Origin of the sequence: Streptomyces sp. NPDC093065, from assembly GCF_044754585.1 — a bacterium.
Taxonomy (GTDB): Bacteria; Actinomycetota; Actinomycetes; order Streptomycetales; family Streptomycetaceae; genus Streptomyces.
In genome coordinates, this window is sequence record NZ_JBIVPJ010000002.1 from 334,354 (window position 1) to 359,483 (window position 25,130).

General features: G+C 73.5%; 16 protein-coding genes. 13 read left to right on the forward strand and 3 right to left on the reverse strand.

Annotated elements, in window-relative coordinates; all coding sequences use genetic code 11:
• Nucleotides 1–313 precede the first annotated feature (313 nt).
• From ACIQFU_RS04470 to ACIQFU_RS04485, 4 genes are all read left to right on the forward strand, one after another.
• Entirely contained in the window at nucleotides 314–925 is a 612-nt protein-coding gene (locus ACIQFU_RS04470; protein ID WP_003948568.1) for a response regulator transcription factor, read from the forward strand.
• Nucleotides 926–1,212: 287 nt separating this feature from the next.
• The gene (locus tag ACIQFU_RS04475) at nucleotides 1,213–1,800 is read left to right on the forward strand and encodes a sigma-70 family RNA polymerase sigma factor (RefSeq protein WP_030400271.1); all 588 of its coding nucleotides are present in this window, start codon (nucleotides 1,213–1,215) and stop codon (nucleotides 1,798–1,800) included.
• A gap of 127 nt (nucleotides 1,801–1,927) precedes the next feature.
• A complete protein-coding gene (guaB, locus tag ACIQFU_RS04480) occupies nucleotides 1,928–3,433 on the forward strand; it encodes an IMP dehydrogenase (protein ID WP_402548881.1) in 1,506 nt (501 codons plus the stop codon).
• A gap of 124 nt (nucleotides 3,434–3,557) precedes the next feature.
• On the forward strand, nucleotides 3,558–4,682 hold the full coding sequence (locus tag ACIQFU_RS04485) for a GuaB3 family IMP dehydrogenase-related protein (RefSeq protein ID WP_402548883.1): 1,125 nt from the start codon (nucleotides 3,558–3,560) through the stop codon (nucleotides 4,680–4,682).
• Between the two features lie 544 nt (nucleotides 4,683–5,226).
• On the opposite strand, the gene ACIQFU_RS04490 is transcribed toward ACIQFU_RS04485, so the two are convergent.
• Nucleotides 5,227–6,435, reverse strand: coding sequence for a nucleotide sugar dehydrogenase (locus tag ACIQFU_RS04490; RefSeq protein ID WP_402548885.1), 1,209 nt, complete (start codon nucleotides 6,433–6,435; stop codon nucleotides 5,227–5,229).
• 337 nt (nucleotides 6,436–6,772) lie between these two features.
• Between ACIQFU_RS04490 and ACIQFU_RS04495 the strand changes: the two genes are divergently transcribed.
• The 9 genes from ACIQFU_RS04495 to ACIQFU_RS04535 all read left to right on the forward strand — a co-directional run bounded on the left by ACIQFU_RS04495 (nucleotide 6,773) and on the right by ACIQFU_RS04535 (nucleotide 23,126).
• Entirely contained in the window at nucleotides 6,773–8,479 is a 1,707-nt protein-coding gene (locus ACIQFU_RS04495; protein ID WP_402548887.1) for a glycerol-3-phosphate dehydrogenase/oxidase, read from the forward strand.
• A 99-nt stretch (nucleotides 8,480–8,578) separates the two neighbouring features.
• Complete coding sequence (locus ACIQFU_RS04500; RefSeq protein WP_402549248.1) at nucleotides 8,579–10,678, forward strand: serine/threonine-protein kinase; 2,100 nt, start codon at nucleotides 8,579–8,581, stop codon at nucleotides 10,676–10,678.
• Between the two features lie 185 nt (nucleotides 10,679–10,863).
• Nucleotides 10,864–13,860 (forward strand): protein kinase, encoded by a 2,997-nt coding sequence (locus ACIQFU_RS04505; RefSeq protein ID WP_402548889.1) that lies wholly within the window; start codon nucleotides 10,864–10,866, stop codon nucleotides 13,858–13,860.
• Nucleotides 13,861–14,005: 145 nt separating this feature from the next.
• A complete protein-coding gene (locus tag ACIQFU_RS04510; RefSeq protein WP_402548890.1) occupies nucleotides 14,006–15,745 on the forward strand; it encodes a serine/threonine-protein kinase in 1,740 nt (579 codons plus the stop codon).
• Between the two features lie 94 nt (nucleotides 15,746–15,839).
• A complete protein-coding gene (locus ACIQFU_RS04515) occupies nucleotides 15,840–16,955 on the forward strand; it encodes a serine/threonine-protein kinase (protein ID WP_402549249.1) in 1,116 nt (371 codons plus the stop codon).
• 115 nt (nucleotides 16,956–17,070) lie between these two features.
• Nucleotides 17,071–18,768, forward strand: a complete 1,698-nt coding sequence (locus tag ACIQFU_RS04520; RefSeq protein WP_402548891.1) for a serine/threonine-protein kinase — start codon at nucleotides 17,071–17,073, stop codon at nucleotides 18,766–18,768.
• Nucleotides 18,768–19,520 (forward strand): serine/threonine-protein kinase, encoded by a 753-nt coding sequence (locus ACIQFU_RS04525; protein ID WP_402548892.1) that lies wholly within the window; start codon nucleotides 18,768–18,770, stop codon nucleotides 19,518–19,520. The genes ACIQFU_RS04520 and ACIQFU_RS04525 overlap by 1 nt, the downstream gene beginning before the upstream one ends.
• A gap of 122 nt (nucleotides 19,521–19,642) precedes the next feature.
• Entirely contained in the window at nucleotides 19,643–21,256 is a 1,614-nt protein-coding gene (locus tag ACIQFU_RS04530; RefSeq protein WP_402548893.1) for a succinic semialdehyde dehydrogenase, read from the forward strand.
• Between the two features lie 52 nt (nucleotides 21,257–21,308).
• Nucleotides 21,309–23,126 (forward strand): GMC family oxidoreductase N-terminal domain-containing protein, encoded by a 1,818-nt coding sequence (locus tag ACIQFU_RS04535; protein ID WP_402548895.1) that lies wholly within the window; start codon nucleotides 21,309–21,311, stop codon nucleotides 23,124–23,126.
• 95 nt (nucleotides 23,127–23,221) lie between these two features.
• Here the strand turns inward: ACIQFU_RS04535 and ACIQFU_RS04540 are convergent, their stop codons facing one another.
• Nucleotides 23,222–24,265, reverse strand: a complete 1,044-nt coding sequence (locus tag ACIQFU_RS04540; protein ID WP_402548896.1) for an LAETG motif-containing sortase-dependent surface protein — start codon at nucleotides 24,263–24,265, stop codon at nucleotides 23,222–23,224.
• Between the two features lie 555 nt (nucleotides 24,266–24,820).
• Nucleotides 24,821–25,108 (reverse strand): chorismate mutase, encoded by a 288-nt coding sequence (locus ACIQFU_RS04545; protein ID WP_402548898.1) that lies wholly within the window; start codon nucleotides 25,106–25,108, stop codon nucleotides 24,821–24,823.
• Nucleotides 25,109–25,130: the final 22 nt, after the last annotated feature.

The window sequence follows — 25,130 nt, forward strand, 5'->3', positions numbered from 1 at the left end:
GATGAAAATATGACTCATTGCGAATCTAGCCGCAGACACCAGCGAAGTGGAAGAAAAGCGGCTGAATGGGGCACCGCTTGTGATGAAACGGCGCGGGTCGCCACGCATGTCTGCTGCGTGGCGACCCCCTCACGTAGAGTGCCGAAGACGACACACAGCCCCGTAACTCTTTCGAGTGACCATCGTTGAGAGTGCGGAGGCGGTTGAAGGAACAAGTGCTCGGGCGGGCGTCCGGGACGGTCGACCGCACAGGTGACGATTTCGTACCAGCCTGGAGGCTCAACGTGACGCGCAAGAGCTGCGGAGGACGGCCATGACTTCCGTCCTCGTCTGCGACGACTCCCCGCTTGCCCGAGAGGCGCTCCGCCGCGCGGTCGCGACCGTGCCCGGCGTCGAGCGCGTGACGACGGCCGCCAACGGCGAGGAAGTCCTCCGCCGCTGGGGAGCCGACCGCTCGGACCTGATTCTGATGGACGTGCGCATGCCCGGTCTGGGCGGCGTCGAGACCGTCCGGCGGCTGCTGTCCGCGGACCCCGGCGCGCGCATCATCATGCTCACCGTCGCCGAGGACCTGGACGGCGTGGCCCTCGCGGTCGCCGCCGGTGCCCGTGGCTATCTGCACAAGGACGCCTCGCGCGCCGAGCTGCGCGCCACCGTGACCCAGGCCCTCGCCGACCCGACCTGGCGGCTCGCCCCGCGTCGGCTGCGCTCGGCCGAGATGGGCGCCGCGCCCACGCTCACCGCGCGTGAGATCCAGGTCCTGGAGGGCATGAGCCACGGCCGCTCCAACGCGGAGATCGGCCGCGAGCTGTTCCTCTCCGAGGACACCGTCAAGACCCACGCCCGTCGGCTCTTCAAGAAGCTCGGCGCCTCGGACCGGGCGCACGCCGTGGCGCTCGGCTTCCGGTGGGGCCTGGTCCGCTAGGTCCTGGGGAGCCCCCGTGCGATGGAGTCCGAGAGGGCCCGTCGGGGAGCCGGCGGTCCCCGCTTATCGCGAGGTGAGCGGGGGTGACAAGGCGACCCGCCGGGTGCCCGCTGCTCGTTTCGCCGCGGATGACGCATCCTTGAGGTGTGGAGTTCCTCGGGGACGAGTCGGTCGAGCGGAAGGGGAGGGCGCAGGGGATGAGTTCCGGCGCACCTGCTCATAACGCTTCGGTGCACAACAACGGGCACGGAGCCACGGATCGGACGGCCGCAAGGCACGATGGACCGATGCGTGACGACGAGGCGCCCCCGGACCAGGGGACGGTCGGTGGGCTCGTCCACCGCGCCGTGGACGGGGACGAGCAGGCCACGCACGACCTGCTCGCCCATGTCCACCCCCTGGCGCTGCGCTACTGCCGCACGCGGCTGTCCCGGCTGCCCGGCGACGCCCGGCACTTCGTCGAGGACCTCGCCCAGGAGGTCTGCGTCGCGGTGCTGCTCGCGCTGCCCCGCTACAAGGACACCGGACGCCCCTTCGAGGCGTTCGTCTTCGCCATCGCCGCCCACAAGGTCGCCGACCTCCAGCGCGCCGCGATGCGCCACCCCGGCTCCACGGCCGTCCCGTCCGACGAGATGCCCGAGCGGCCGGACGACTCCCTGGGCCCCGAGGAGCGGGCGCTGCTCAACAGCGACGCCGCCTGGGCCAAGAAACTGCTGGCCAACCTGCCGCAGAACCAGCGCGAGCTGCTCCTGCTGCGCATCGCGGTCGGTCTCACGGCCGAGGAGACCGGGCAGATGTTGGGAATGTCACCGGGGGCCGTGCGGGTCGCCCAGCACCGGGCGCTGAGCCGGCTGCGGGCACTGGCGGAGCAGTAGTTCGGGCACCGACCCCACTCGTGCAAAAGTACGAAGGTCGCACGCTTCCTTGATCGTGGAATGACCCACGTCCACTTCCCGTTAGCATGGACATCCGCACCGATCAAGGCCATTTGGGGAAGGTGTCATGACTGCCAACGTCGACGGAGTGCCCGAGAAATTCGCGACACTCGGGCTGACCTACGACGACGTGCTGCTGCTGCCGGGCGCCTCCGCGGTGCTTCCGAACGCGGTCGACACCTCGTCCCGCATCTCCCGCAACGTGCGGGTCAACATCCCGCTGCTCTCCGCGGCCATGGACAAGGTGACCGAGTCCCGGATGGCCATCTCCATGGCCCGCCAGGGCGGCGTCGGCGTCCTGCACCGCAACCTGTCCATCGAGGACCAGGCCAACCAGGTCGACCTGGTGAAGCGCTCCGAGTCGGGCATGGTGGCCAACCCCATCACCATCCACCCGGACGCCACCCTCGGCGAGGCCGACGCCCTGTGCGCCAAGTTCCGCATCAGCGGCGTCCCGGTCACCGACGGCGCGGGCAAGCTGCTCGGCATCGTCACCAACCGCGACATGGCCTTCGAGACCGACCGCACCCGGCAGGTGCGCGAGGTGATGACGCCGATGCCGCTGGTCACCGGCCAGGTCGGCATCTCCGGCGTGGACGCCATGGAGCTGCTGCGCCGCCACAAGATCGAGAAGCTTCCGCTGGTCGACGGCGACGGCATCCTCAAGGGCCTGATCACGGTCAAGGACTTCGTCAAGGCCGAGCAGTACCCGCACTCCGCCAAGGACGCGAAGGGCCGCCTGCTCGTCGGCGCCGCCGTGGGCGCCAGCCCCGAGGCACTCGACCGCGCCCAGGCCCTCGCCGAGGCCGGGGTGGACTTCCTCGTCGTCGACACCTCGCACGGCCACAACAGCAACGCGCTGAGCTGGATGTCGAAGATCAAGTCGAGCGTCGGCATCGACGTCGTCGGGGGCAACGTCGCCACCCGCGACGGCGCCCAGGCCCTGATCGACGCGGGCGTCGACGGCATCAAGGTCGGCGTCGGCCCCGGCTCCATCTGTACGACCCGTGTGGTCGCCGGCATCGGCGTCCCGCAGGTCACCGCGATCTACGAGGCCTCCCTCGCCGCCCGCGCCGCCGGAGTGCCCCTGATCGGCGACGGCGGCCTCCAGTACTCGGGCGACATCGGCAAGGCGCTCGCCGCCGGCGCCGACACCGTGATGCTGGGCAGCCTGCTGGCGGGCTGCGAGGAGTCGCCGGGCGAGCTGCAGTTCATCAACGGCAAGCAGTTCAAGTCGTACCGCGGCATGGGTTCGCTGGGCGCCATGCAGTCCCGCGGCCAGGGCCGGTCGTACTCGAAGGACCGCTACTTCCAGGCCGAGGTCGCCTCCGACGACAAGCTCGTGCCCGAGGGCATCGAGGGCCAGGTCCCCTACCGGGGCCCGCTCGCCAACGTCCTGCACCAGCTCGTCGGCGGCCTGCGCCAGACCATGGGTTACGTGGGCGCCGCCACCATCGAGGAGATGGAGTCCAAGGGCCGCTTCGTCCGGATCACCTCGGCGGGCCTCAAGGAGAGCCACCCGCACGACATCCAGATGACGGTCGAGGCGCCGAACTACAGCCGCAGCAAGTAAGCACAGCAGGCAGCGGCCTCCCGAGGGCGGCTCCGGAACATCCGGGGCCGCCCTCTGCGGTGCCCCGGCGCGCCCGTCGGGGATACTGGAAGGCGCTGCAACGCATCAGGGAAAGGCCACAGACGTGACTGAGATCGAGATCGGGCGCGGCAAGCGCGGCCGCCGGGCGTACGCCTTCGACGACATCGCCGTCGTCCCCAGCCGCCGTACGCGGGACCCGAAGGAGGTCTCGATCGCCTGGCAGATCGACGCCTACCGCTTCGAGCTGCCGTTCCTGGCCGCTCCCATGGACTCGGTCGTCTCCCCGGCCACCGCCATCCGCATCGGCGAGCTGGGCGGCCTCGGCGTCCTCAACCTGGAAGGGCTCTGGACCCGGCACGAGGACCCGCAGCCGCTGCTCGACGAGGTCGTCGGCCTCGACGCGGACACCGCGACCCGCCGCCTCCAGGAGATCTACGCCGCTCCCATCCAGGAGGAGCTGATCGGGCAGCGCATCAAGGAGGTGCGCGACTCGGGCGTGGTCACCGCCGCCGCGCTCTCCCCGCAGCGCACGGCCCAGTTCTCCAAGGCCGTCGTGGACGCGGGCGTCGACATCTTCGTCATCCGCGGCACCACGGTCTCCGCGGAGCACGTCTCCGGCTCGCACGAGCCGCTCAACCTGAAGCAGTTCATCTACGAGCTCGACGTCCCGGTGATCGTCGGCGGCTGCGCCACCTACACCGCCGCCCTGCACCTGATGCGCACCGGCGCCGCGGGCGTCCTCGTCGGCTTCGGCGGCGGTGCCGCCCACACCACGCGCAACGTGCTGGGCATCCAGGTGCCCATGGCCACCGCGGTCGCCGACGTGGCCGCGGCCCGCCGGGACTACATGGACGAGTCCGGCGGCCGGTACGTCCACGTCATCGCCGACGGCGGCGTCGGCTGGTCCGGCGACCTCCCCAAGGCGATCGCCTGCGGCGCGGACTCCGTGATGATGGGCTCCCCGCTGGCCCGCGCGACCGACGCGCCGGGCAAGGGCCACCACTGGGGCATGGAGGCCGTCAACGTGGAGCTGCCGCGCGGCCAGAAGGTCGACCTCGGCACGGTCGGCACCATCGAGGAGGTCCTCACCGGCCCGTCCCGCACCCCGGACGGCTCGATGAACTTCTTCGGCGCCCTGCGCCGCGCCATGGCCACCACCGGCTACAGCGAGCTGAAGGAGTTCCAGCGCGTCGAGGTGACGGTCGCGGACTCGCAGCACCGGCGGTAGCCGCCACGGCACGTGAAGGGGCCGGCCACCTGGTGGGTGACCGGCCCCTTTCGCGTGCTCGGGGGCTCTTGAGGGGGCGCGTGACGCGGCGCGGGGCGTGCGGTGGCGTTCGGGGCGAATACGCCGGAGTGGGCCGTGCCGGATCGGTAATGTCCCTGCTCGGCGACCCAGTTCTCTGGGGCGCCCCCTTCCAAGGAACCGTTCCGGACCCCGCTCCTCGGGGCCCGGCCCGAATTCCAGACGGACCGCCTCACCGGGATATGGGCGGCATCGTGGAAGGGGGCGTGCCATGGGCCGTCACCGCAAGCCCACCCGCTGGGACCGGATCCGTCTGCGGATGGTGAAGCTCCGGAGGAGGTGGATTCTGCGGATTTACGGGAAGTGAGCGGCCACCCCTAAGAGAAATAGGGGTGGACACTCCGTTCACTTCTCGGGAGCCTGCCGCAGGCCCACTGCGGTGGGCTCCCGCCGCTCCCCACCGTACCGGCGCAGCCGCCCTCTCACCACCAACCCCGTGGCACGGTCACCCCCGTGCGCCCCCGTCTCACAACCGGTGCGCCGCCCCCGTGGGTGTGGCGCCCCGCGTGTCCAGGAGGAGCTGGGCCTTGACCGAGAGGCCCTGGAGGTCGTACGTGCGGTGCTGCTGGAGAAGGATCGTGAGGTCGGCGTCGGCGGCGGCCTCGTAGAGGGAGTCGGCGCGGGGGACGGGGCGGTCGGCGACGTTCCAGGACGGGATGTGCGGGTCGTGGTAGCTCACGGCCGCGCCCATGGACATCAGGCGGGTCGCGATCTCCTCGGCCGGGGTGGCCTGCTGGTCGGCGAGGTCGGCCTTGTAGGTGACGCCGAGGAGGAGGATGCGGGCGCCGCGCGCGGACTTGCCGTGCTCGTTGAGGAGGGCGGCGGCGCGCTGGACGACGTAGCGGGGCATCTGGGCGTTGACCTGCTGGGCCAGCTCCACCATGCGCAGGCTGTGCGGGGCCCGGCCGGTCAGGTCCTGGGCGACGGAGTGGCCGCCGACGCCGGGTCCCGGGCGGAAGGCCTGGAAGCCGAAGGGCTTGGTCTCCGCGCAGCGCAGGACGTCCCACAGGTCGACGCCGAGGTCGTCGCAGAGCACGGCCATCTCGTTGACCAGGGCGATGTTCACGTGCCGGAAGTTGGTCTCCAGGAGCTGCACCGTCTCCGCCTCCCGCGGGCCCCGCGCGCGGACCACCTTGTCGGTGAGGCGGCTGTAGAAGGCGGCGGCCGACTCGGTGCAGGCAGGCGTGAGGCCGCCGATGACCTTCGGTGTGTTGGCCGGGGTGAAGTCGCGGTTGCCGGGGTCCACGCGGCTGGGGGAGTAGGCGAGGTGGAAGTCGCGGCCCGCGCGCAGCCCGGAGCCCTGCTCCAGGAGCGGGCGCAGGAAGTCCTCCGTCGTCCCGGGCCGCACCGGCGACTCCAGGATGACGGTGGTGTGCGGGCGCATGTGGGCGGCGAGGGTGCGTGCCGCGGCCTCCACCTGGGTGAGGTCCAGGCCGCCGTCCGCGCCCGGCGGGGTGGGCGCGCAGATGACGGCGGTGCGGACCCGGCCCAGCTCGGTGGGGCCGGTCGGGGTGCGGAAGCCCGTGGCGAGCATCCGGCGCACCTCGGCGGGCGTGAGCGGGTCGGCCTCGGGTCCGGTGCGGTAGCCGAGGGTGGGGATGCCGGCGGCGACGGCGGCCTGGGCCAGGGGCAGGCCGTACGGGCCGAGTCCGATGACGGCGAGATCTGCGGGCATGGCGGTGGGCCGTCCTTCCCAGTAACCGAAGCGGGACAGGTGCGCAAGCCCGGTGGACAGGATGGGCGAGCACAACGTCAGACTAGGAGTAAATATGACCGATTTGCGGGATTGATCTGCGGAGTTTCGGCGAGTGTCGACGGGCCGGCGGGGGCGGGCGAGGGCTCGCGGAGAGGTTGTCCACAGGCTGGGGCCCCGCCGGGCCCCGGCTTGTCCACAGGTTGCGGCCTGCGGCTGCCGAAGTCGGGCAGGCCGGTCAGAATCTGGGCATGGTGGGTACCAGGAACCGGGCTCGCCCGACGGGCGCGGCCGACGCGACCGACAGCGGGAGGCAGCAGTGAGGACAGCGACCCTTGGACCGGCGCAGCGCGCCGAGTCGCTCGCCGCCATGGCCGAGCGCGAGCTCGACGTACTGGTGGTGGGCGCCGGTGTGGTCGGTGCGGGCACCGCGCTCGACGCCGTGACGCGCGGCCTGTCCGTCGGGCTGGTCGAGGCCCGCGACTGGGCCTCCGGCACCTCCAGCAGGTCCAGCAAGCTGATCCACGGCGGCCTGCGCTATCTGGAGATGCTCGACTTCGTGCTGGTGCGGGAGGCGCTGAAGGAGCGCGGGCTGCTGCTCGAACGGCTCGCGCCGCACCTGGTGAAGCCGGTGCCCTTCCTTTACCCGCTGCAGCACAAGGGCTGGGAGCGGCTGTACGCGGGCTCCGGCGTCGCGCTCTACGACGCCATGTCCATGGCCCGCGGACACGGCCGTGGCCTGCCGCTGCACCGGCACCTGAGCCGCCGTCACGCCCTGCGCGTGGCACCCGCCCTGAAGAAGGACGCGCTGGTCGGCGCGTTGCAGTACTACGACGCCCAGATGGACGACGCCCGCTTCGTGGCCACGCTGGTGCGCACCGCGGCGGCGTACGGCGCCAAGGTCGCCAACCGCGCCCGGGTCACCTCCTTCCTGCGCGAGGGCGAACGGGTGGTCGGCGCACGGGTGCAGGACGTCGAGGCGGGCGGCGAGTACGAGGTCCGCGCCAAGCAGGTGGTGAACGCGACCGGGGTGTGGACCGACGACACCCAGGCGATGGTGGGCGAGCGCGGTCAGTTCCACGTGCGGGCCTCCAAGGGCATCCACCTGGTCGTGCCCAAGGACCGCATCCACTCCAGCACCGGGCTGATCCTGCGCACCGAGAAGTCCGTGCTGTTCGTCATCCCCTGGGGCCGGCACTGGATCATCGGCACCACGGACACCGACTGGGACCTCGACAAGGCCCACCCGGCCGCCTCCAGCGCCGACATCGACTACCTGCTGGAACACGTCAACTCGGTGCTGTCGGTGCCCCTCACGCGCGACGACGTCGAGGGCGTGTACGCGGGACTGCGCCCGCTGCTGGCCGGCGAGTCGGACGCCACCAGCAAGCTCTCGCGCGAGCACACCGTCGCCCACCCGGTACCCGGCCTGGTCGTCGTGGCGGGCGGCAAGTACACGACGTACCGGGTGATGGCCAAGGACGCCGTGGACGAGGCCGTGCACGGGCTCGATCTGCGGGTCGCCGACAGCGTCACCGAGGAGACCCCGCTGCTCGGCGCCGAGGGCTACCACGCCCTGTGGAACGCGCGGGCCCGGATCGCCGCGCGCACCGGACTGCACGTCGTGCGCGTCGAGCATCTGCTCAACCGGTACGGCGCGTTGACGGAGGAGCTGCTCGAACTCGTCACCGCCGACCCCTCCCTGGGCGAGCCGCTCACCGGCGCCGACGACTACCTGCGCGCCGAGGTCGTCTACGCCGCCTCGCACGAGGGCGCGCGGCACCTGGACGACGTACTCACCCGGCGCACCCGCATCTCCATCGAGACCTTCGACCGGGGCACGCGCTGCGCCCGCGAGGCCGCCGAGCTGATGGCACCGGTCCTCGGCTGGGACAAGGGCCAGGTCGAACGGGAGATCCAGCACTACGAGAAGCGGGTCGAGGCCGAGCGGGAGTCGCAGCGCCAGCCGGACGACCTGACGGCCGACGCGGCGCGGCTGGGGGCGCCGGACATCGTGGCGAAGTAAGGAGGGCGGGCGGGAACCCTGCGGGCACCCTGGGCGTAGAGCACTTGTCGGGTGAGGGACAATGAAGGCTCTGTCAGGGCGGGTTGCATGAGGGGACGCATGTCGGAGGCGGAGCGGGCGGGGACATCCCGTACGGACAAGAGCGCACGTCTCCTCGCCGGGCGGTACCGGCTGGGAGACGTGCTCGGCCGAGGCGGCATGGGGACGGTGTGGCGCGCCGAGGACGAGACCCTCGGACGCACGGTCGCCGTCAAGGAGCTGCGGTTCCCGGGGAACATCGACGAGGAGGAGAAGCGGCGCCTGATCACGCGCACGCTGCGCGAGGCGAAGGCGATCGCGCGGATCCGCAACAACAGCGCCGTCACCGTCTACGACGTCGTCGAGGAGGACGACCGGCCGTGGATCGTGATGGAACTCGTCGAGGGCAAGTCGCTCGCCGAGGCCATCCGTGAGGACGGGCTGCTGGAGCCGAAGCGGGCCGCCGAGGTCGGCCTCGCCATCCTGGACGTGCTGCGCTCCGCGCACCGCGAGGGCATCCTGCACCGCGACGTGAAGCCGTCGAATGTGCTGATCGCCGAGGACGGCCGGGTCGTGCTCACCGACTTCGGCATCGCACAGGTCGAGGGCGACCCCTCCATCACCTCCACCGGCATGCTCGTCGGCGCCCCCTCCTACATCTCCCCGGAGCGCGCCCGCGGCCACAAGCCCGGCCCGGCCGCCGACCTCTGGTCGCTCGGCGGCCTGCTGTACGCCGCCGTCGAGGGCACTCCGCCCTACGACCGGGGCTCGGCGATCGCCACGCTCACCGCGGTGATGACGGAGAACCTGGAGGAGCCGAAGAACGCCGGCCCGCTGCGGGACGTCATCTACGGGCTGCTCACGAAGGACCCCGCCCGGCGGCTCGACGACGCGGGCGCCCGCGCCATGCTCAACAAGGTCCTCCACGCCCCTGAGCAGGGGACCGGGGCCGAACCGGTGGACGCCACCAAGGTCGTGCCGCTGCCTCCGCAGCCGGACAGGCGCGGGCGTCGCGGCGGTTCCGCGGGCACGGGTGCCAAGCGGGCCGAAGAGGCCGGGGAGAAGCTTCGCGGAGCGCTGCGTTCCGTGCGCAAGGCCGCCGCCGGTGCCGGGGCTGCCGGTGCCGCCGCCTCCCGGACCAGGCCGGGCGACGGCGGCGGGACGGCGACGGGTTCCGCCGGTGCCACGGCTTCCGGGGGTTCGGCGGGGCCGACCGCTGCCGCGCCCGCACCGCGGGCGGGGTCGGGTGCCGGTACGCGTGCCGGTGCCGTCGGAGGTGGCGCCGGCGGCGCGTCCGGCCCGGGGACCGGCGGGCCGGCCGGTGCGCCGCATGCCGCCGGGGGTGCGAAGAGCTCCGGCTGGCCGGTCGTGCCGCCGCCGGACCTGCCGGCCAGGTCCGTACCGCGGGCACCGCTCACCGACGTGGTGCCGCGCCGGACGCTGATCGTCATCGCGGTGGTCGTGGCGCTGGCCGTGCTCGGCACCGTGCTGGCCCTCACGCTCGGCGGGGGCGACGACGACAAGGGCGCCGAGGGCGGCAGCGGTGGCAAGGCCGTCGCCTCCGCCGGCGCGAGCGGCGACACCAAGCAGGACGAGGAGAGCGGCACCGGCACCGACGGCTCCGCCTCCGACCCGGCGGCGAACGGGGACGCGAGCGGCGCCCCGGGCACCGGAGCGAGCGCGTCCGGCGAGTCCGACGGCCAGTCGGACGACCAGTCGGACGACGCCGGGAAGTCCGACGACGACGAGGACGTGGCCACCACCCACCGGGGGAGCCAGGGATACGGCATCGGGCTGCCCGAGGGCTGGAAGTTCGCCTCCACGGGCTCCTCCGGCGACCGGTTCACCGGGCCCCGCGGACAGAAGCTGCTGGTCGCCTGGACCTCGACGCCCAAGGGCGACCCGGTCGCGGACTGGAAGAACCAGGAGCGGTACATGGTCCGTTCCAACTACAAGAAGGTCCGCATAGAGAAGGTGGGGTACCGCGGCTGGAACGCGGCCGACTGGGAGTTCACCTACACCGACGGCGGCACCAAGTACCGCACCGTGGACCGCGGCTTCGTCGTCAACGACCACCAGGGCTATGCGCTCATGTACACCGCGAAGGCCGCCGACTGGGGCGACGATCTGCGCCGGGACACCTGGCGGACCCTGGCGAAGACCTTCGAACCCAAGGCCTGAGCGGACGGGTCCGGCGTCCCGGGTACCGGCCCGCCGGTCCGGGCCCGGGTTTGAGCCGCGCGATATCTGGCATCAGCTCATTGCGGGTTGCCTCCGGCACGTATCGTGAGTGCTTGCGGACCGTACGCAGCCGGAACGGCCCGCCGGACGAACGGAATTGACCGACGGCTGCCGGGGGTGGCGACGTGGACGACTACGCGGGACGGGTACTCGCCGACCGCTACCGCCTGCCGCTGCCGCCGTCCGACGAGTACGAACTCACCGAGAGCCGGGCCTTCGACACCTACAGCGGCCAGGAAGTCCTGGTCCGCCAGGTGCCGTTGCCGGAAGTCGTCGAGGCGGAGGTGCTCGACGCGGACGGCCTGCCCGACGGCTTCACGGCCCGGGACGGCGGCGCCCGGCACCCCGGCAGGCGGACACCGGCCGGCGGCGGGCCCAGGCGGCCGGCCGATCCGGTGGTCCGGCGCGCCGTGGAGGCCGCGCAGGCCGCGGCGGCGGTGCCCGACCACCCGCGCCTCGACCAGGTCTTCGACGTCTTCGCCGAGGGCGGCTCGCTGTGGGTCGTCAGCGAGCTGGTGGCCGCGAGGCCGCTGGCCGCGCTGCTCGCCGAACAGACCCTGACGCCTTACCGGGCGGCCGAGGTGGCCTCCGACGTCCTGCTGGCGCTGCGGGTGCTGCACACGTACGGCTGGGTGCACCGCAACATCACCGCGCGCACCGTACTGGTCTGCGACGACGGGCGCGTCATGCTGACCGGTCTGGCGGTCGGGGCGGCGGAGGAGGCGCTGTGCGGGTACGACCCGGTGCCCCCGCCGGACGAGGAGCCGGGCCCCGCGGTGCCGGGCCCCGCGGTCGACCCGAACGGAACCTTCGGACCGGGCGGCGGCGTCACCCGGGCCGCGGTCTTCGGGCCGGGCGACGCCGACCCCGAGGCCGCCCGGCGGGCCGCCATCGAGGCACGGGGCGTCGGCGGGCTCCCGGGACCCGGGGCTCCCGAGCCGGGCACGGGGCCCGCCGGGCTCGCGCCCGCGTCACTCGACGCCGGCGCGGACGCCCGCGCCGCCCGCGCGGGTGCGATCGCCGCCTACCGCGCGGGTGCGAGAGCCGCGGCCCGCGTCCAGGAGGCGCAGAACGGCCGCGCGGCCCTGCCGGGCGCCCGCCCCGCCCCCGAGGACACCTCGCGGGCCGGCGCTCCCGGCGCGGAAGGCGGCCGACCGGGCTTCACCACCGGTGCCGGTCCCGCGTACGACGACGGCGACGGCCACCGCCCGCTCCGCTCTCCGTACGACACCGGCGCCGGCGGAGCGGGGCCCGCTCACGGCACCGACGCGGGCGGGACGGAGCAGGGCGCCGCGCCCGGCCCGGGCGGCGGGCATCCGGGTTTCGGCGCCGGTTCGGGCGGGGCCGAGTATTCCGCCGAGCCCGATGGCGCCTCCGGTGCCGGGTTCGACGCGGCCGGTGGACGGCCGGACTTCGCCGGTTTCGGCCGGGACGTGCACCCCGCGGGGGCCGACGCCGTGTCCGGCGGTCCGCACGGCGACGGTGCGGTCGGTGACCCCGCGTCGTCCGGCGGTCCGGTCCCGCCCGGGCAGATCGCCGACCCCTACGGCGTACGCACCACCTCCTGGCACGGCGCCACAACACCCCTCACCCTCGGCGACGCGGCGTCTTCCGCGGCCCCTCGCGCCGACGAGCCGGCGTTTCCCGCCCCCCGTCCGGCCGGGGGGCGGGGGGCCGGGTCGGGTGCCGCGCCCGGGCGGGCCCTGCCCGCCGCGCGGCAGGAGGGCGCCCCGGGGCCCGCAGCCCGGCGGGAGACCGCCCCCCGGCCGCAGGAGGCCGGCCTCGGACCGTCGGCCGCCCCGCCGCAGGACGCCGGGTCCGCGCCCGCCGCCCGCTGGGACGACCTGGTCGCCCGCGCCCCCGCGCCCCGTGGCCCCGCCACCGCGCTCGCCGCCGAGCGGGCCCGGCAGACCCGGATGGCCGTGGTGGGCCCCGTGACCGAACGCTGGGCGCCGGAACAGGCCGGGCCCGTGCACGAGAACTGGCAGCTGGCCGCGCCCATCGGCCCCGCCACCGACCTGTGGGCCCTGGGCGCCCTGCTCTTCCGCGCCGTACAGGGCCACGCGCCCTACCCGGAGGAGTCGACCGCCGAGCTGGTGCAGATCGTGTGCGCGGAGCCGCCGGCGTTCGCCGAGGAGTGCGGACCGCTGCGGCCGGTCGTGGAGTCGCTGCTGCGTCAGGACCCCACCGAGCGCATCGAGTTCGAGGAACTGAGCGGCTGGCTGCGCTCCCTCGTACGGTCCGCGCCCGAGCCCGAGGCCGGCCTGCACGTCGTCTCGGCGCCGCCCGTCGAGACGGGCCGGCTGCCCATCGTGCGCCGCCGCGGCGAGCTGGTGCGCAGGCGGCGTGCCGGACTGCCCGCGCACCACGGACGGCACAAGCGCGGCAGGCAGGAGACCGGCCGCTCCCCCCGCAGCCTCGGCCGGACCCTGCTCCTGCTGATACTCCTGGCGATGGCCGGCGCGGTCGCCTACGCCATGTTCTTCATGCCCAAGAGCGACACGAGCGGCGCCGGAGCGGCCGACCGGACGGGCGCCGCCGGCGAGGCGAGCCAGGCGCCGTCCGCAAAGTCGCCGCAGCCCGGCGGCGAGCCCCGGCCGGACCGGACGTCCCCGAAGCCGGACCCCGAAGCCTCGCGGACGGCGGGCGGCACCGAGACGCAGTCCGACGTCGCCGACGGGTTCACCCTGCGCAAGGACCCGGAGGGTTTCCGCGTCGCCGTCGCCGAAGGCTGGAAGCGCACCCCCCGCAACGGCAGCGGCCAGGTCGTCTACGGCAAGGGCGACTTCGAGCTCCTCGTGGTGCCCGGGCGCGACCGGGCCTCCGAGTTCGGCGACGATCCGATGACCTACCAGCGCGACACCGAGCCAGAGTTGGCGTCGTACCGCGCCTCCAGCTGGGCCACCTCCAGCGGCCTGAAGACCATCCAGGTCGGCGGACGGAGCATGGCGGAGGGGCAGTTCACCTGGAGCGGCGCCGGCGGCGAGCTGTACGTGCGCAACGTCGCCATGCTGATCGACGGGCGTTACCACGTAGTGCAGGTCCGCGGTCCGGAGGCGGAGCGTGACGAGGTGAGCCGGCTGTTCGAACAGGCTTCGGGCACCTACCAGTACACGCGCTGAGGCCAGTTCGGCCCGATGGTTGCCTCTCGTCACGGAAAGCGACAACCGTCACAGAGCGGTTTCCATACCACCCCACCCGTTCCCCGGGCGGGGGCCGGTCCCTAGTCTGACCCTGACAAGACCATTGCGGGGCAACGTGAATCAGATGCAGGGCCGGCTCGTCGCGGGACGCTACCGGCTCGGGGAAGCCATCGGCAGCGGCGGCATGGGCCGGGTGTGGCGCGCACACGACGAGGTGCTGCACCGGACCGTCGCCATCAAGGAGTTGACCGCCGCGCTCTACGTCTCGGAGAGCGACCAGGCCATCCTCCTGGCGCGCACCCGGGGCGAGGCGCGTGCGGCGGCGCGGATCAACCACTCGGCCGTCGTCACCGTGCACGACGTGCTCGAACACGACGGCCGGCCGTGGATCGTGATGGAGCTGGTCGAGGGCCGCTCGCTGGCCGACGCGGTCAAGGAGGAGGAGCGGATCGACCCGCGGGAGGCGGCCCGGATCGGCCTGTGGGTGCTGCGCGCCCTGCGCGCCGCGCACACCGCCGGGGTCCTGCACCGCGACGTCAAGCCGGGCAACGTGCTGCTCGCCGACGACGGGCGGGTACTGCTCACCGACTTCGGCATCGCGCAGATCGAGGGTGACTCCACCATCACCCGGACCGGGGAGGTCGTCGGTTCCGTCGACTACCTCGCGCCCGAGCGCGTCCGCGGCCACGATCCCGGCCCGTCCTCCGACCTGTGGGCGCTCGGCGCGACGCTGTACACGGCGGTGGAGGGCAGGTCGCCGTTCCGCCGCACCTCACCGCTGACCACCATGCAGGCGGTCGTCGAGGAGGAGGCCACCGAGCCCCGGTACGCCGGTGCGCTGGCGCCCGTCATCAGCGCCCTGCTGCGCAAGGATCCGGCCGATCGGCCCGACGTGACCGAGGCCGAGCACCTGCTCGCCCAGGCGGCCGAGGGCCGGCGCCCCGACGCGGCCCAGGCATACGTGCCGACCACTCGGTACGCGGGGCCGTCCCCGACACCGGGCGACACGACCCACCAGGCGATACCGGGGACGGCGGGGACCCCCGGAACGACGGGCGCACCGGGCCCGGCGGACGGGACCACCGCCACGCCGTACCCGCAGACGACCGGACCCACCGCGGTCGGACCCGCCCCGACGGGGCACACCGTGCCGGGCCACGCGGCGGCCCCGGCGGCGGGCGGTGCCGGTCCCCGGCGCACCCGCCGGACGCGTATGCGCACGTTCGCCCTGGTCGTCGCCGTCGCCGCGCTCATCGGCGCGGGCACCGCCGTGGTGCTGCAACAGCGGGACGGGGGCGGCTCGTCGGCCGGCTCCGGCCCCACCCGCGCGCCGTCCGACTCCGCGTCCCCGTCCGCCACGGCCGGCCAGGGCCCCGGCGGCTCCGTCCCGGCCGGCTGGGGGCGCCGCGACGACCCGCTGGGTTTCAGCCTCTACCTGCCCGGCAACTGGCAGCGGAAGGACTTCGACGGCGACAGCGGCGAACTCCGGCAGATTGACTACACCCCCGACGGGGGCGACCACGTCCTGCGCATATCCGTCGACACCGCTCCCGACTACAACGACCCGTACGCGCACCAGCAGGACCTCGACGCACAACTCGACGGGCGGCTCGTCGACTACCGGCGCGTCGCCCTGGAACGCGTCGGCTACCGCGACCGCGACAGCGCCCGGTGGGAGTACACCTGGACCGCGCTGGCGAAGGACACCCGGTTCCCCGGCCCGCGCCGCGCCCTGTCGCAGACGTACATGTCCCGCGACGGCGTCGAGTACGCCCTGAACATGTCGGGACCGGCGAGCGACTGGGCGACCACGCAACGGCAGTTCGAGGCGGTGCTGCGGAGCTGGCAGGAGAAGACCGGCTGAGCCACGCCGCCGCGCGCGACGGCGCTCGCACGCCCGTCGGTTGTCGGCCACCCGTGTGACAGCGGCTCTGAGCAGGTGCGTCCGGTGGGGCATGATGGGACGCATGGTGACCGAGGGGGCGGGCGGGCGTGTCATCGCGGGCCGTTACCGGCTCCACGAGCGGCTCGGCCACGGCGGCATGGGCATCGTGTGGCGGGCCACCGACCAACTGCTCGCCCGTGAAGTGGCCGTGAAGGCGCTCCCCCTCGACGAGAGCCTCTCCGCGGCCGAGGCCCGGCGGCGCCGCGAACGCACCCTGCGCGAAGCCCGCGCGGTCGCGCAGTTGCGGCATCCGCACGTCATCGTCGTGCACGACGTGGTCGAGGACGACGAACGCGCCTACATGGTCATGGAACTCGTCGACGGCGGCTCGCTCGCCGACCGCGTCCTCGGCAGCGGCCCCGTCGACGCCGTCGAGGCCGCCCGCATCGGCGTCGCCCTGCTCGACGCGCTGGACACGGCCCACGCGTCGGGCATCCTGCACCGGGACGTGAAGCCGTCGAACGTGCTGCTCGCCGAGGACGGCCGGGTCGTCCTCACCGACTTCGGCGTGGCCCAGGTCGCGGGCTCCACCACGCTCACCGAGAACGGCTCCTTCGTCGGTTCCCCCGAGTACACCGCCCCGGAGCGGATGTCCGGTGCCGGGACCGGCCCGGAGTCCGACCTGTGGTCGCTGGGCGTGCTGCTGTGCGCGGTCCTCAGCGGCGCGTCCCCCTTCCACCGCGACTCGCTGGGCGGTGTGCTGCACGCCGTGGTCACCGAGGAGATCCGCCCGCCGGCGCAGGCCGGCCCGCTGCTGCCCGTCGTACGGGGCCTGCTGGAGCGCGATCCGCGACAGCGGCTGGACGCGGCGTCGGCGCAGCTGATGCTGCGTGCCTTCCTCGGCACGGGCCGTACGCCCCCGACACCGGAGGCGGCCGCGACGACCGGCGGGCCCCCGCGTGCGCGGCGGAGCGCCAGGCGGAGCGTGCTCATGGCAGTGCTGCTGGTCGTCGCCGCGGCCGGCGCGGGCGTCTCGGCGGCCGCGCTGCTCGCGGACGGAGGCGACGACGGGGGCGGTACGCCGGCGACCTCGGTGCCCGCGACGCCGCCGACGGAGCCGGAACCGACGTTGACCGGGACACCGACGACCGAGCCGGTGTCCCCGTCCGGGTCGGGTCCCGGCACCTGAGGATGTCCGGTTCCGGTACCTAAAAGGGAGATAAGCGGCACCCCGCGTCACGGGTCTGTGACCACCGCGCACCGGCGGTGGAAAGGGACACGCCCGGCGCGATATGGATGGACCCATGAGCAGCAACGGGGGACCCCGCAGCGGGGCGGACGAGCCGACGAGTTTTGACCTGCAACCGCCGAACCGGCCCGCCGCCGTGCCGCATCCGGGCAATCCGTACGCGGCACCGACCCAGGTCGTGCCGTCACCGTCGCAGGCCCCCTCGCCGGCTCCGTCGGTTCCGCCGGCCGGCGCGCCGGACCCGGGGGCCGGTCGGCTCATCGCCGGGCGCTACCGGCTGATCGCCAAGCTCGGTCACGGCGGCATGGGCACGGTCTGGCGCGCGCAGGACGAGACCGTGGACCGCGAGGTCGCCGTCAAGGAGCCCCGCGTCCCCGACCACCTTCCCGAACGCGAACGGGACAACGCCTTCGAGCGGATGCGCCGCGAGGCGCGCGCCGCGGCACGGCTCGACCACCCCGCGGTGGTCGACGTGCACGACGTGGCGGTCGTGGACGGGCAGCCGTGGATCGTGATGGAACTCGTGCGCGGGCGCTCGCTGGGCGACGCCCTCCAGGAGGGCACGCTGGGCGCGCGCGAGGCGGCCCGGATCGGCCTGGAGGTGCTCGGCGCGCTGGAGGCCGCGCACGCCGCGGGCGTCCTGCACCGGGACGTGAAGCCGGACAACGTCCTGCTCGGCAGGCACGACCGGGTCGTCCTCACCGACTTCGGCATCGCCCAGATCGAGGGCGAGACCAGCCTGACCGACACCGGAGGCTTCGTCGGCTCGCCCGAGTACATCGCCCCGGAGCGGGTGCTGGGCCAGCGCCCCGGGCCGGCGAGTGACCTGTGGTCCCTCGGCGTCGTGCTGTACGCGGCGACGGAGGGCGTCTCGCCGTTCCGGCGCAGCAACACCCCCGCCACGCTCCAGTCGGTGCTCAACGCCGCGCCGGCGCCGCCCGCCTCCGCGCAGGGCCCGCTGGCCGAGGTGATCACCGGCCTGCTGGACAAGGACCCGGCGCGCCGTCCGGACGCCGCCCGGGTCCGCGCCCTGCTGGACGCCGCCGCGAACCCGCCCGCGCCGCCGCCAACCCAGGTGGTCCGGCTCGCCGGGCCCGAGGGGCAGGGCGCGGCGCCGGTGTCCCGCTGGAGCGTCCGGCTGGGCCGCAACGCGTGGATCACCCTCGGCGCGGTGGTCGTCGCGGCGGCGGTGGCCTCGTACCTCGTGGTGGCCGACCCCTTCGCGGGCGACCTGCCGGACGGCTGGAAGCAGCACGAGCTGGGCGGCAAGGTCGGCATGGGCGTCGCCGTGCCCGGCGAGTTCGTGAAGGTGAAGCACCCGGACGACTGGGACGGCACCAACGAGACGTTCGCCGACCCGAGCGGCGCGGTCACCGTCGTCGTGGACCGGGACGTCAAGGCCGACGACAAGAGCAACGAGATCCCGGACACCGCAGGCGCCAACGCCTGGGCGGACTGGGAGATGCTCAAGGACGGCGAGTACTCCTGGAACTTCGCCGACGACCCCGCCCCGAAGGGCGAGCCGAGCGAGACCGAGTACAAGGGCGAGAAGGCCGCCGAGAACACCATCGCGTACACGACCGCGGACACGCAGGACCCCCGCGCCCGGGAGTTCCGCATCCTGTACTACCGGGCCGGCAACGGCGACATGTACAAGGTGTCGGTCGACTACCCGCGCGAGGGCTACTTCGCCGACGAGGGACGGGAGATCGCCCGGACGGTGATCGCCAACTGGGAGGTCGGCAAGCTCTGATGACGGACCCGGGACGGCTGGTCGGCGAGCGCTACCGGCTGCTGCGGCGCGTCGGCTCCGGCGCGGCGGGCACCGTCTGGCGCGGTCTCGACGAGGTCGCGCGGCGCGACGTCGCCGTCAGGCGGCCGCGGCTGCCCGGAGACCCGGGCGACGAGGCGTACCGCCGGGCGGCCCACCGTCTGAACCACGAGGCCCGTGCGGCCGCCCGCGTCGACCACCCCGCCGCCGTACGCATCCACGACGTGGTCGTCGAGGAGGCCGGGCCCGACGGACTGCCCTGGATCGTCATGGAGTGGGTCCCCGGCGAGTCCCTGCACGAGGCGCTCCTGCGCGGTCCGCTCGCGTCCCCCGAGGCCGCCCGCGTCGGCCTCGCCGTCCTCGGCGCGCTGCGCGCTGCGCACGCCGTCGGCATCGTGCACCGCGCGGTCGGGCCCGCCAACGTGCTGCTCGGCCCGCACGGCCGCGTCGTCCTCGCCGGCTTCGGCACCGCCCGTCCGCCGGGCGAGGAGGCCCTCCGGGGCGGCGGCCCCGCGGCCGACGTGCGGGCCCTGGGCGCCCTGCTGCACACCGCCGTGGCGGGCGACGGGCCGGCACCGGGGCCGCTGGGCGCGCTGATCGACCGGCTGCGGTCGCCGGACGCCGGGGTGCGGCCGACGGCGCAGGAGGCCGCCCGGCTGCTGGAGGCGGCGATCGCCGTCCCGTCGCCCGCCTCGGACCGAAAAGAAGCGATCAGATCCAGTCCTTCGGTGTAACGCGCTGATCAGCGGGTTTGTTGCCAGCGATCACTGGCGTCGTGTGAGCACTCGGTGAATCACGGTGAATCACCGTTACCGACGGGTACACAAAGCCCGCCCGGCGTCATACCCTGCGGCTCATGACGGACGCGCAGGCCCCGGAACTCACCGGCACGAACCCCCTCGCCCCCACCCCGGAGGGCGCCCGCACCGCTGCCGACGTGGTCACGCCCGAGCTGGTCGCCCAGCTCACCAAGGGCGTGGCCGGGTCCGGCCGCACCGCCAACCACACCCCGTTCACCGGCGAGAAGCTGGCCGACCTGCCCGAGTCCACGCCCGAGGACGTGGCCGGCGCCTTCGAGCGGGCCCGCGCAGCCCAGGCCGTGTGGGCCCGCACCCCGGTACGGCAGCGCGCCGCGGTCCTGCTCCGCTTCCACGACCTGGTCCTGGCGCGCCAGGCCGAGGTCCTCGACCTCATCCAGCTCGAGACCGGCAAGGCCCGCCTGCACGCCCACGAGGAGGTCCAGGCCGTCGCCGTCGCCGCCCGGCACTACGGCCGCAAGGCGCCCGCCTACCTGCGGCCCAAGCGCCACACCGGTGCCGTGCCGACCCTGACGAAGGTCACCGAGCTGCGCCACCCGCGCGGCGTCGTCGGCCAGATCGCCCCCTGGAACTACCCCCTGGAGCTGTCCGTCGGCGATGCGCTGCCCGCCTTCGTCGCGGGCAACGCCGTCGTCATGAAGCCCGACACCGAGACCTGCCTGACCGCCCTGTGGGCCCGTGACCTGCTGATCGAGGCCGGTCTGCCCGCCGAGGTCTTCCAGGTCGTCCTCGGCGAGGGACCCGTCGTCGGCCCCGAGGTCGTCAAGCACGCCGACTACGTCTCCTTCACCGGCTCCACCCGCACCGGCCGCGAGGTCGCCCGGGGCGCCGCCGCCCGCCTGGTCGGCGTCTCCCTCGAACTCGGCGGCAAGAACGCCATGCTGGTCCTCGAGGACGCCGACATCGAGAAGGCCGCGGCGGGCGCCGTCCGCGCCTGCTTCTCCTCGGCCGGCCAGCTCTGCATCTCCATCGAGCGGCTCTACGTCCACGAGTCCGTCGCCGACGCCTTCCTGGACCGCTTCGCCGCCCGCACCAGGGCCATGCGGCTCGGCACCTCCCTCTCCTACGGCGCCGACATGGGCTCGCTGGTGGGGGAGCGGCAGCTGGAGACCGTGACGCGGCACGTCGCGGACGCCGTGGAAAGGGGCGCCACGCTCGTCGCCGGCGGCGTCGCCCGCCCGGACATCGGCCCGTACTTCTACGAGCCGACCATCCTCGACGGCGTCACCGACCCCATGACCGTCTGCACCGAGGAGACCTTCGGGCCGGTCGTCTCCGTCTACCGCTTCAAGACCGAGAACGAGGCCGTCGAGCACGCCAACTCCACGCCGTACGGCCTGAACTCCTCGGTCTGGACGAAGGACGCCCGGCGCGGCCGTGAGGTCGCCGCCCGGCTGCGCACCGGCACCGTCAACATCAACGAGGGGTACGCGCCCGCCTACGGCAGCGTCCAGTCCCCGATGGGCGGCATGAAGGACTCCGGGCTCGGCCGCCGGCACGGCTCCGAGGGCATCCTCAAGTACACCGAGGCCCAGACGGTCGCCCACCAGCGGCTGCTGCCGATGGCGCCGTCGCTGGGCATGGACGACGAGAAGTACGCGGCGTTCATGAGCCGGAGCCTGCGCCTGATGAAGGCCTTCCGCCTGCGCTGAGCAGCCCGCCGCCATCACCCGTACCCGTACCCGTTCTCGACGAGGAGAGCACGTGTCGCAGGAGAAGACTGTCCAGACCCGGGACGAGAACGGGTACGACTACGACGTCGTCGTCGTGGGGTCGGGATTCGGCGGCTCCGTCTCCGCCCTCCGTCTCACCGAGAAGGGCTACCGCGTCGGGGTCCTGGAAGCCGGCCGCCGCTTCACCCGCGAGTCGCTGCCCAGGAACTCCTGGGACCTGAAGAACTACCTCTGGGCGCCGAAACTCGGCATGTTCGGCATCCAGCGCATCCACCTGCTAGGGAACGTCATGGTCCTGGCGGGCGCCGGCGTCGGCGGCGGCTCCCTCAACTACGCCAACACCCTCTACGTGCCGCCCAAACCCTTCTTCGACGACCCCCAGTGGCGCGACATCACCGACTGGCACGAGGAGCTGACGCCGTACTACGACCAGGCCCGGCGCATGCTCGGGGTCCGGCTCAACCCGACGATGACCCCCTCCGACGTGCACCTGAAGGCCGCCGCCGAGAAGATGGGCTGCGGCGACACCTTCCACATGGCCCCGGTCGGCGTCTTCTTCGGCGACGGCGAGGACGCCGACGGCAAGGCGACGGCCGGCCCCGGCGAGCAGGTGCCCGACCCGTACTTCGGCGGGGCGGGACCCGACCGCAGAGCGTGCAACGAGTGCGGCGAGTGCATGACCGGCTGCCGGCACGGCGCGAAGAACACCCTCAACGAGAACTACCTGTACCTGGCGGAGAAGGCGGGCGCCGTCGTGCACCCGATGACGACGGTCGTCTCCGTCACGGACGACTCGCGGGGCGGATACGCGGTTGCCACGCTGCCCACCGACCGCAAGAAGAAGGGCGAGGGCCGCACCTTCACCGCCCGCCGGGTCGTCGTGGCCGCCGGCACCTACGGCACCCAGACCCTGCTGCACCGCATGAAGGCGGGCGGCCAGCTTCCCCACATATCGGGCGCCCTCGGCGAGTTGACGCGCACCAACTCCGAGGCGCTGGTCGGCGCCCAGACCGACGACCGGCGCTACCGCAGCGCCACCGGCGAGGCACGGGCCGACTTCACGCGCGGCGTCGCCATCACGTCCTCGATCCACCCCGACGCCAACACCCACATCGAACCGGTGCGTTACGGCAAGGGCTCCAACTCGATGGGCGGCCTGTCCATCCTCCAGGTCCCCTACGCCGGGCAGACCGCCTCGGGCGCCTCGCGCGTCCTGGGCTTCCTGGGGCACGCGGCCAAACACCCGCTGCTGGTCCTGCGTTCGCTCTCCAACCGCAAGTGGTCCGAGCGGACCATCATCGGCCTGGTCATGCAGTCCCTGGACAACTCCCTGACCACGCACCTGAAAACGTCGGGCGTCGGCAAGGGCCTGCTCACCGCCCGCCAGGGCCACGGCTCGCCCAACCCCAAGCAGATCAAGGCCGCGACCGAGGGTGCCTCCGCACTCGCCGCCGAGATCAACGGCTTCGCCGGCTCCAACGTCGGCGAACTGATGGGCACCCCGCTCACCGCCCACTTCCTCGGCGGCTGTCCCATCGGCGCCACCCGCGAGACCGGCGTCATCGACCCGTACCACCGGCTCTACGGCCACCCCGGCATCTCGGTCGTCGACGGCGCCGCCGTCTCGGCCAACCTGGGTGTCAACCCGTCCCTGACCATCACGGCCCAGGCCGAACGGGCGATGTCGTACTGGCCGAACAAGGGCGAGAGCGACCCGCGCCCCGCTCAGGGCGCCGCGTACGAACGTGTCGCCGCCGTCGAGCCGCACTCCCCGGCCGTCCCGGAGAAGGCGTTCGGCGCTCTGCGGCTGCCGTTCCTCGACGTGCCCGCCGTGCCGCCGAAGAAGTAGCGGCTCCCGGGAAGCGAAGAGGTGAGCGGGACCCGCACCCCCCTCCGAGTGCGGGTCCCTCTCACCCGGCCTGTGTCACGCCGCTGCCGGGAGCGTCACGTGTCCGAACCGGTCCTGCGCCGCCGCACCAGGAACACCGCACCGCCGCCCACGACCACGGCGAGTCCGCCGACGAGGCCGATCACCGGCAGCGCCGAGCTGGAGCCGGTCGCGGCGAGGCTCCCGGTGACCTGCGGGGTGCCGGCGGCCCGCTTCGTCATGGCGACGGGTGCCCTGCCGCCCTCCTGCGGCCTGGTGCCCTCCGTGTCCGTGCCGGGGGCCACGATCCGGAACCTGTAGGCGACGTCGCCGAAACCGGTGCACTCGCCGTCGGCGTCACCGTAGATCGTCGCGCCGAGCGTGAAGCCCGCGCCGACCGGAGCACCGGCCCGCACGTCGATCCGCATCGGGACGGCGACCTCGTAGTCGGGCGCCAGCTCGTCGGTGTAACCGATGTATCCGACCGCGTAGCCGAGTTCGTCCAGCTCCTCCCAGGTCTTGTCCCGGGGGTTCCAGGCCTGGAGGCTTACCTGCTCGCTCTCGAACAGTTCCTCGCCGCCGAGGTCGGCGGAGGCGCCGGCCAGGTACTCCAGGTTCTGCAGCGTCGAACCGGAGTTGTTGGCCACGTTCAGCGAGAACTCGTGCCAGCCGCTGCCCGTCGCGATCTCGCCGGGCAGTCCCTCGATGTCGACGTCGACCTTGGTGTCCTCGCACACGGACGGCTCGGGGCCGGAGCTCCCGGTCTCCTCCGGGCCGTCCTCAGGCACGGACATGCTCGGGGACGGGTCCGCGGGGGCGGACGCGGCCGGCTCCGAGCCGCCGGGGGCGGGCGCGGTCTCGTCGTCCGTCGCGCTCGGGGGAGTGGTGGGGTCCGTGGGGCTCGATGTGGTGTTCGCCGAGTCGCCCGGGGCGGACGCGGTCTCGCCCGCCGCGTCGTCCGCCTCGTCCGACGGGGCGGACGAGGGCCCGGAAGCGGTAGGGGACGAGGACTGGGACGGCGTCGTGTCGCCGGTCGCGTAGGCGGACGGGGCCGCGAGGAGCGCGGCGGGGGCGACCACCGCCGTGACGGCGGCTGCGGCCAGGACGCGACGAAGCTTCATGCCTGGTGTGATCAGTGAAGCCTGTGAATGGTTGTCCCCGCATTCACAGAATCCTTATGTGGCCTGCGTCACTGATGTGGCGGGACTGCCGTGGCAACGGTGACGGACCGGCGGCGGGCGGCACGGCGAAGGGCCCCGCGGAACTGCGGCCGCAGGGCCCTCCCTCTCAGCCGGCACCGGCGTCAGGGCAACGCCGGTGCCTCGGGAGCGGCGCCGGGGGGTTGCGCCGCTTGACTCGGATGCTTGCGTTGAACGGGGGACCCGTTCCGTCGGCCGGCCCCGGGCGTCCCCGGAGCCGGCCGTTCTCTTGGGTGACCGGGCTGCTGTCCCCTGCCGTCCGGTCACTTCCCGGAGCGAGGTCCCACGACGTGCGGCACGATCCGTACGTCTCATCGCTCCAGCGAGCCACGCGTGGTTCTTTCGGGCCCGCCCCTGGCTGACACGGACACCGGGACCAACGAAGCCGCTCGCCCGCCGGTCACGCGCCGTACGGGTGAGAAGGGGCCCGAACTCAGATACGACCCCGCTCGTGCCACGGCACCGGAAGGTGCCGGATCAGACGCGCCCGCGGCACAGCTCCAGCATCGTCATCGCCAGCGCGGTGCCCGGCTTGCCCAGCGCCTGCCGGTAGTGGTCGAGCACCTCCATCTCGCGCGAGAGGTTCACTCGCCGGCCGCCGGAGGTGATCCGCGCCTCCTGGACGACCGCGGAGACGGCCATCCGTTCCTGGATCAGCCCGATGATCCGGTCGTCCAGGGCGTCGATGCGCTCCCGGGCGCCGGTGATCACGCCGGCGGCCTCCGGGGTGTGGGCGCCGGTCTTGTCGGCTGCGGTGACGGTCATGTCGGTGGCTCCTCGCCGAAGG

Coding starts and splice junctions, on each gene's coding strand:
- ACIQFU_RS04470 (WP_003948568.1), top strand. CDS start 314: ATGACTTCCGTCCTCGTCTGCGACGACTCCCCGCTTGCCCGAGAGGCG.
- ACIQFU_RS04475 (WP_030400271.1), top strand. CDS start 1,213: ATGCGTGACGACGAGGCGCCCCCGGACCAGGGGACGGTCGGTGGGCTC.
- guaB (WP_402548881.1), top strand. CDS start 1,928: ATGACTGCCAACGTCGACGGAGTGCCCGAGAAATTCGCGACACTCGGG.
- ACIQFU_RS04490 (WP_402548885.1), bottom strand. CDS start 6,435: ATGCCCGCAGATCTCGCCGTCATCGGACTCGGCCCGTACGGCCTGCCC.
- ACIQFU_RS04500 (WP_402549248.1), top strand. CDS start 8,579: ATGTCGGAGGCGGAGCGGGCGGGGACATCCCGTACGGACAAGAGCGCA.
- ACIQFU_RS04510 (WP_402548890.1), top strand. CDS start 14,006: ATGCAGGGCCGGCTCGTCGCGGGACGCTACCGGCTCGGGGAAGCCATC.
- ACIQFU_RS04515 (WP_402549249.1), top strand. CDS start 15,840: ATGGGACGCATGGTGACCGAGGGGGCGGGCGGGCGTGTCATCGCGGGC.
- ACIQFU_RS04520 (WP_402548891.1), top strand. CDS start 17,071: ATGAGCAGCAACGGGGGACCCCGCAGCGGGGCGGACGAGCCGACGAGT.
- ACIQFU_RS04525 (WP_402548892.1), top strand. CDS start 18,768: ATGACGGACCCGGGACGGCTGGTCGGCGAGCGCTACCGGCTGCTGCGG.
- ACIQFU_RS04530 (WP_402548893.1), top strand. CDS start 19,643: ATGACGGACGCGCAGGCCCCGGAACTCACCGGCACGAACCCCCTCGCC.
- ACIQFU_RS04540 (WP_402548896.1), bottom strand. CDS start 24,265: ATGAAGCTTCGTCGCGTCCTGGCCGCAGCCGCCGTCACGGCGGTGGTC.
- ACIQFU_RS04545 (WP_402548898.1), bottom strand. CDS start 25,108: ATGACCGTCACCGCAGCCGACAAGACCGGCGCCCACACCCCGGAGGCC.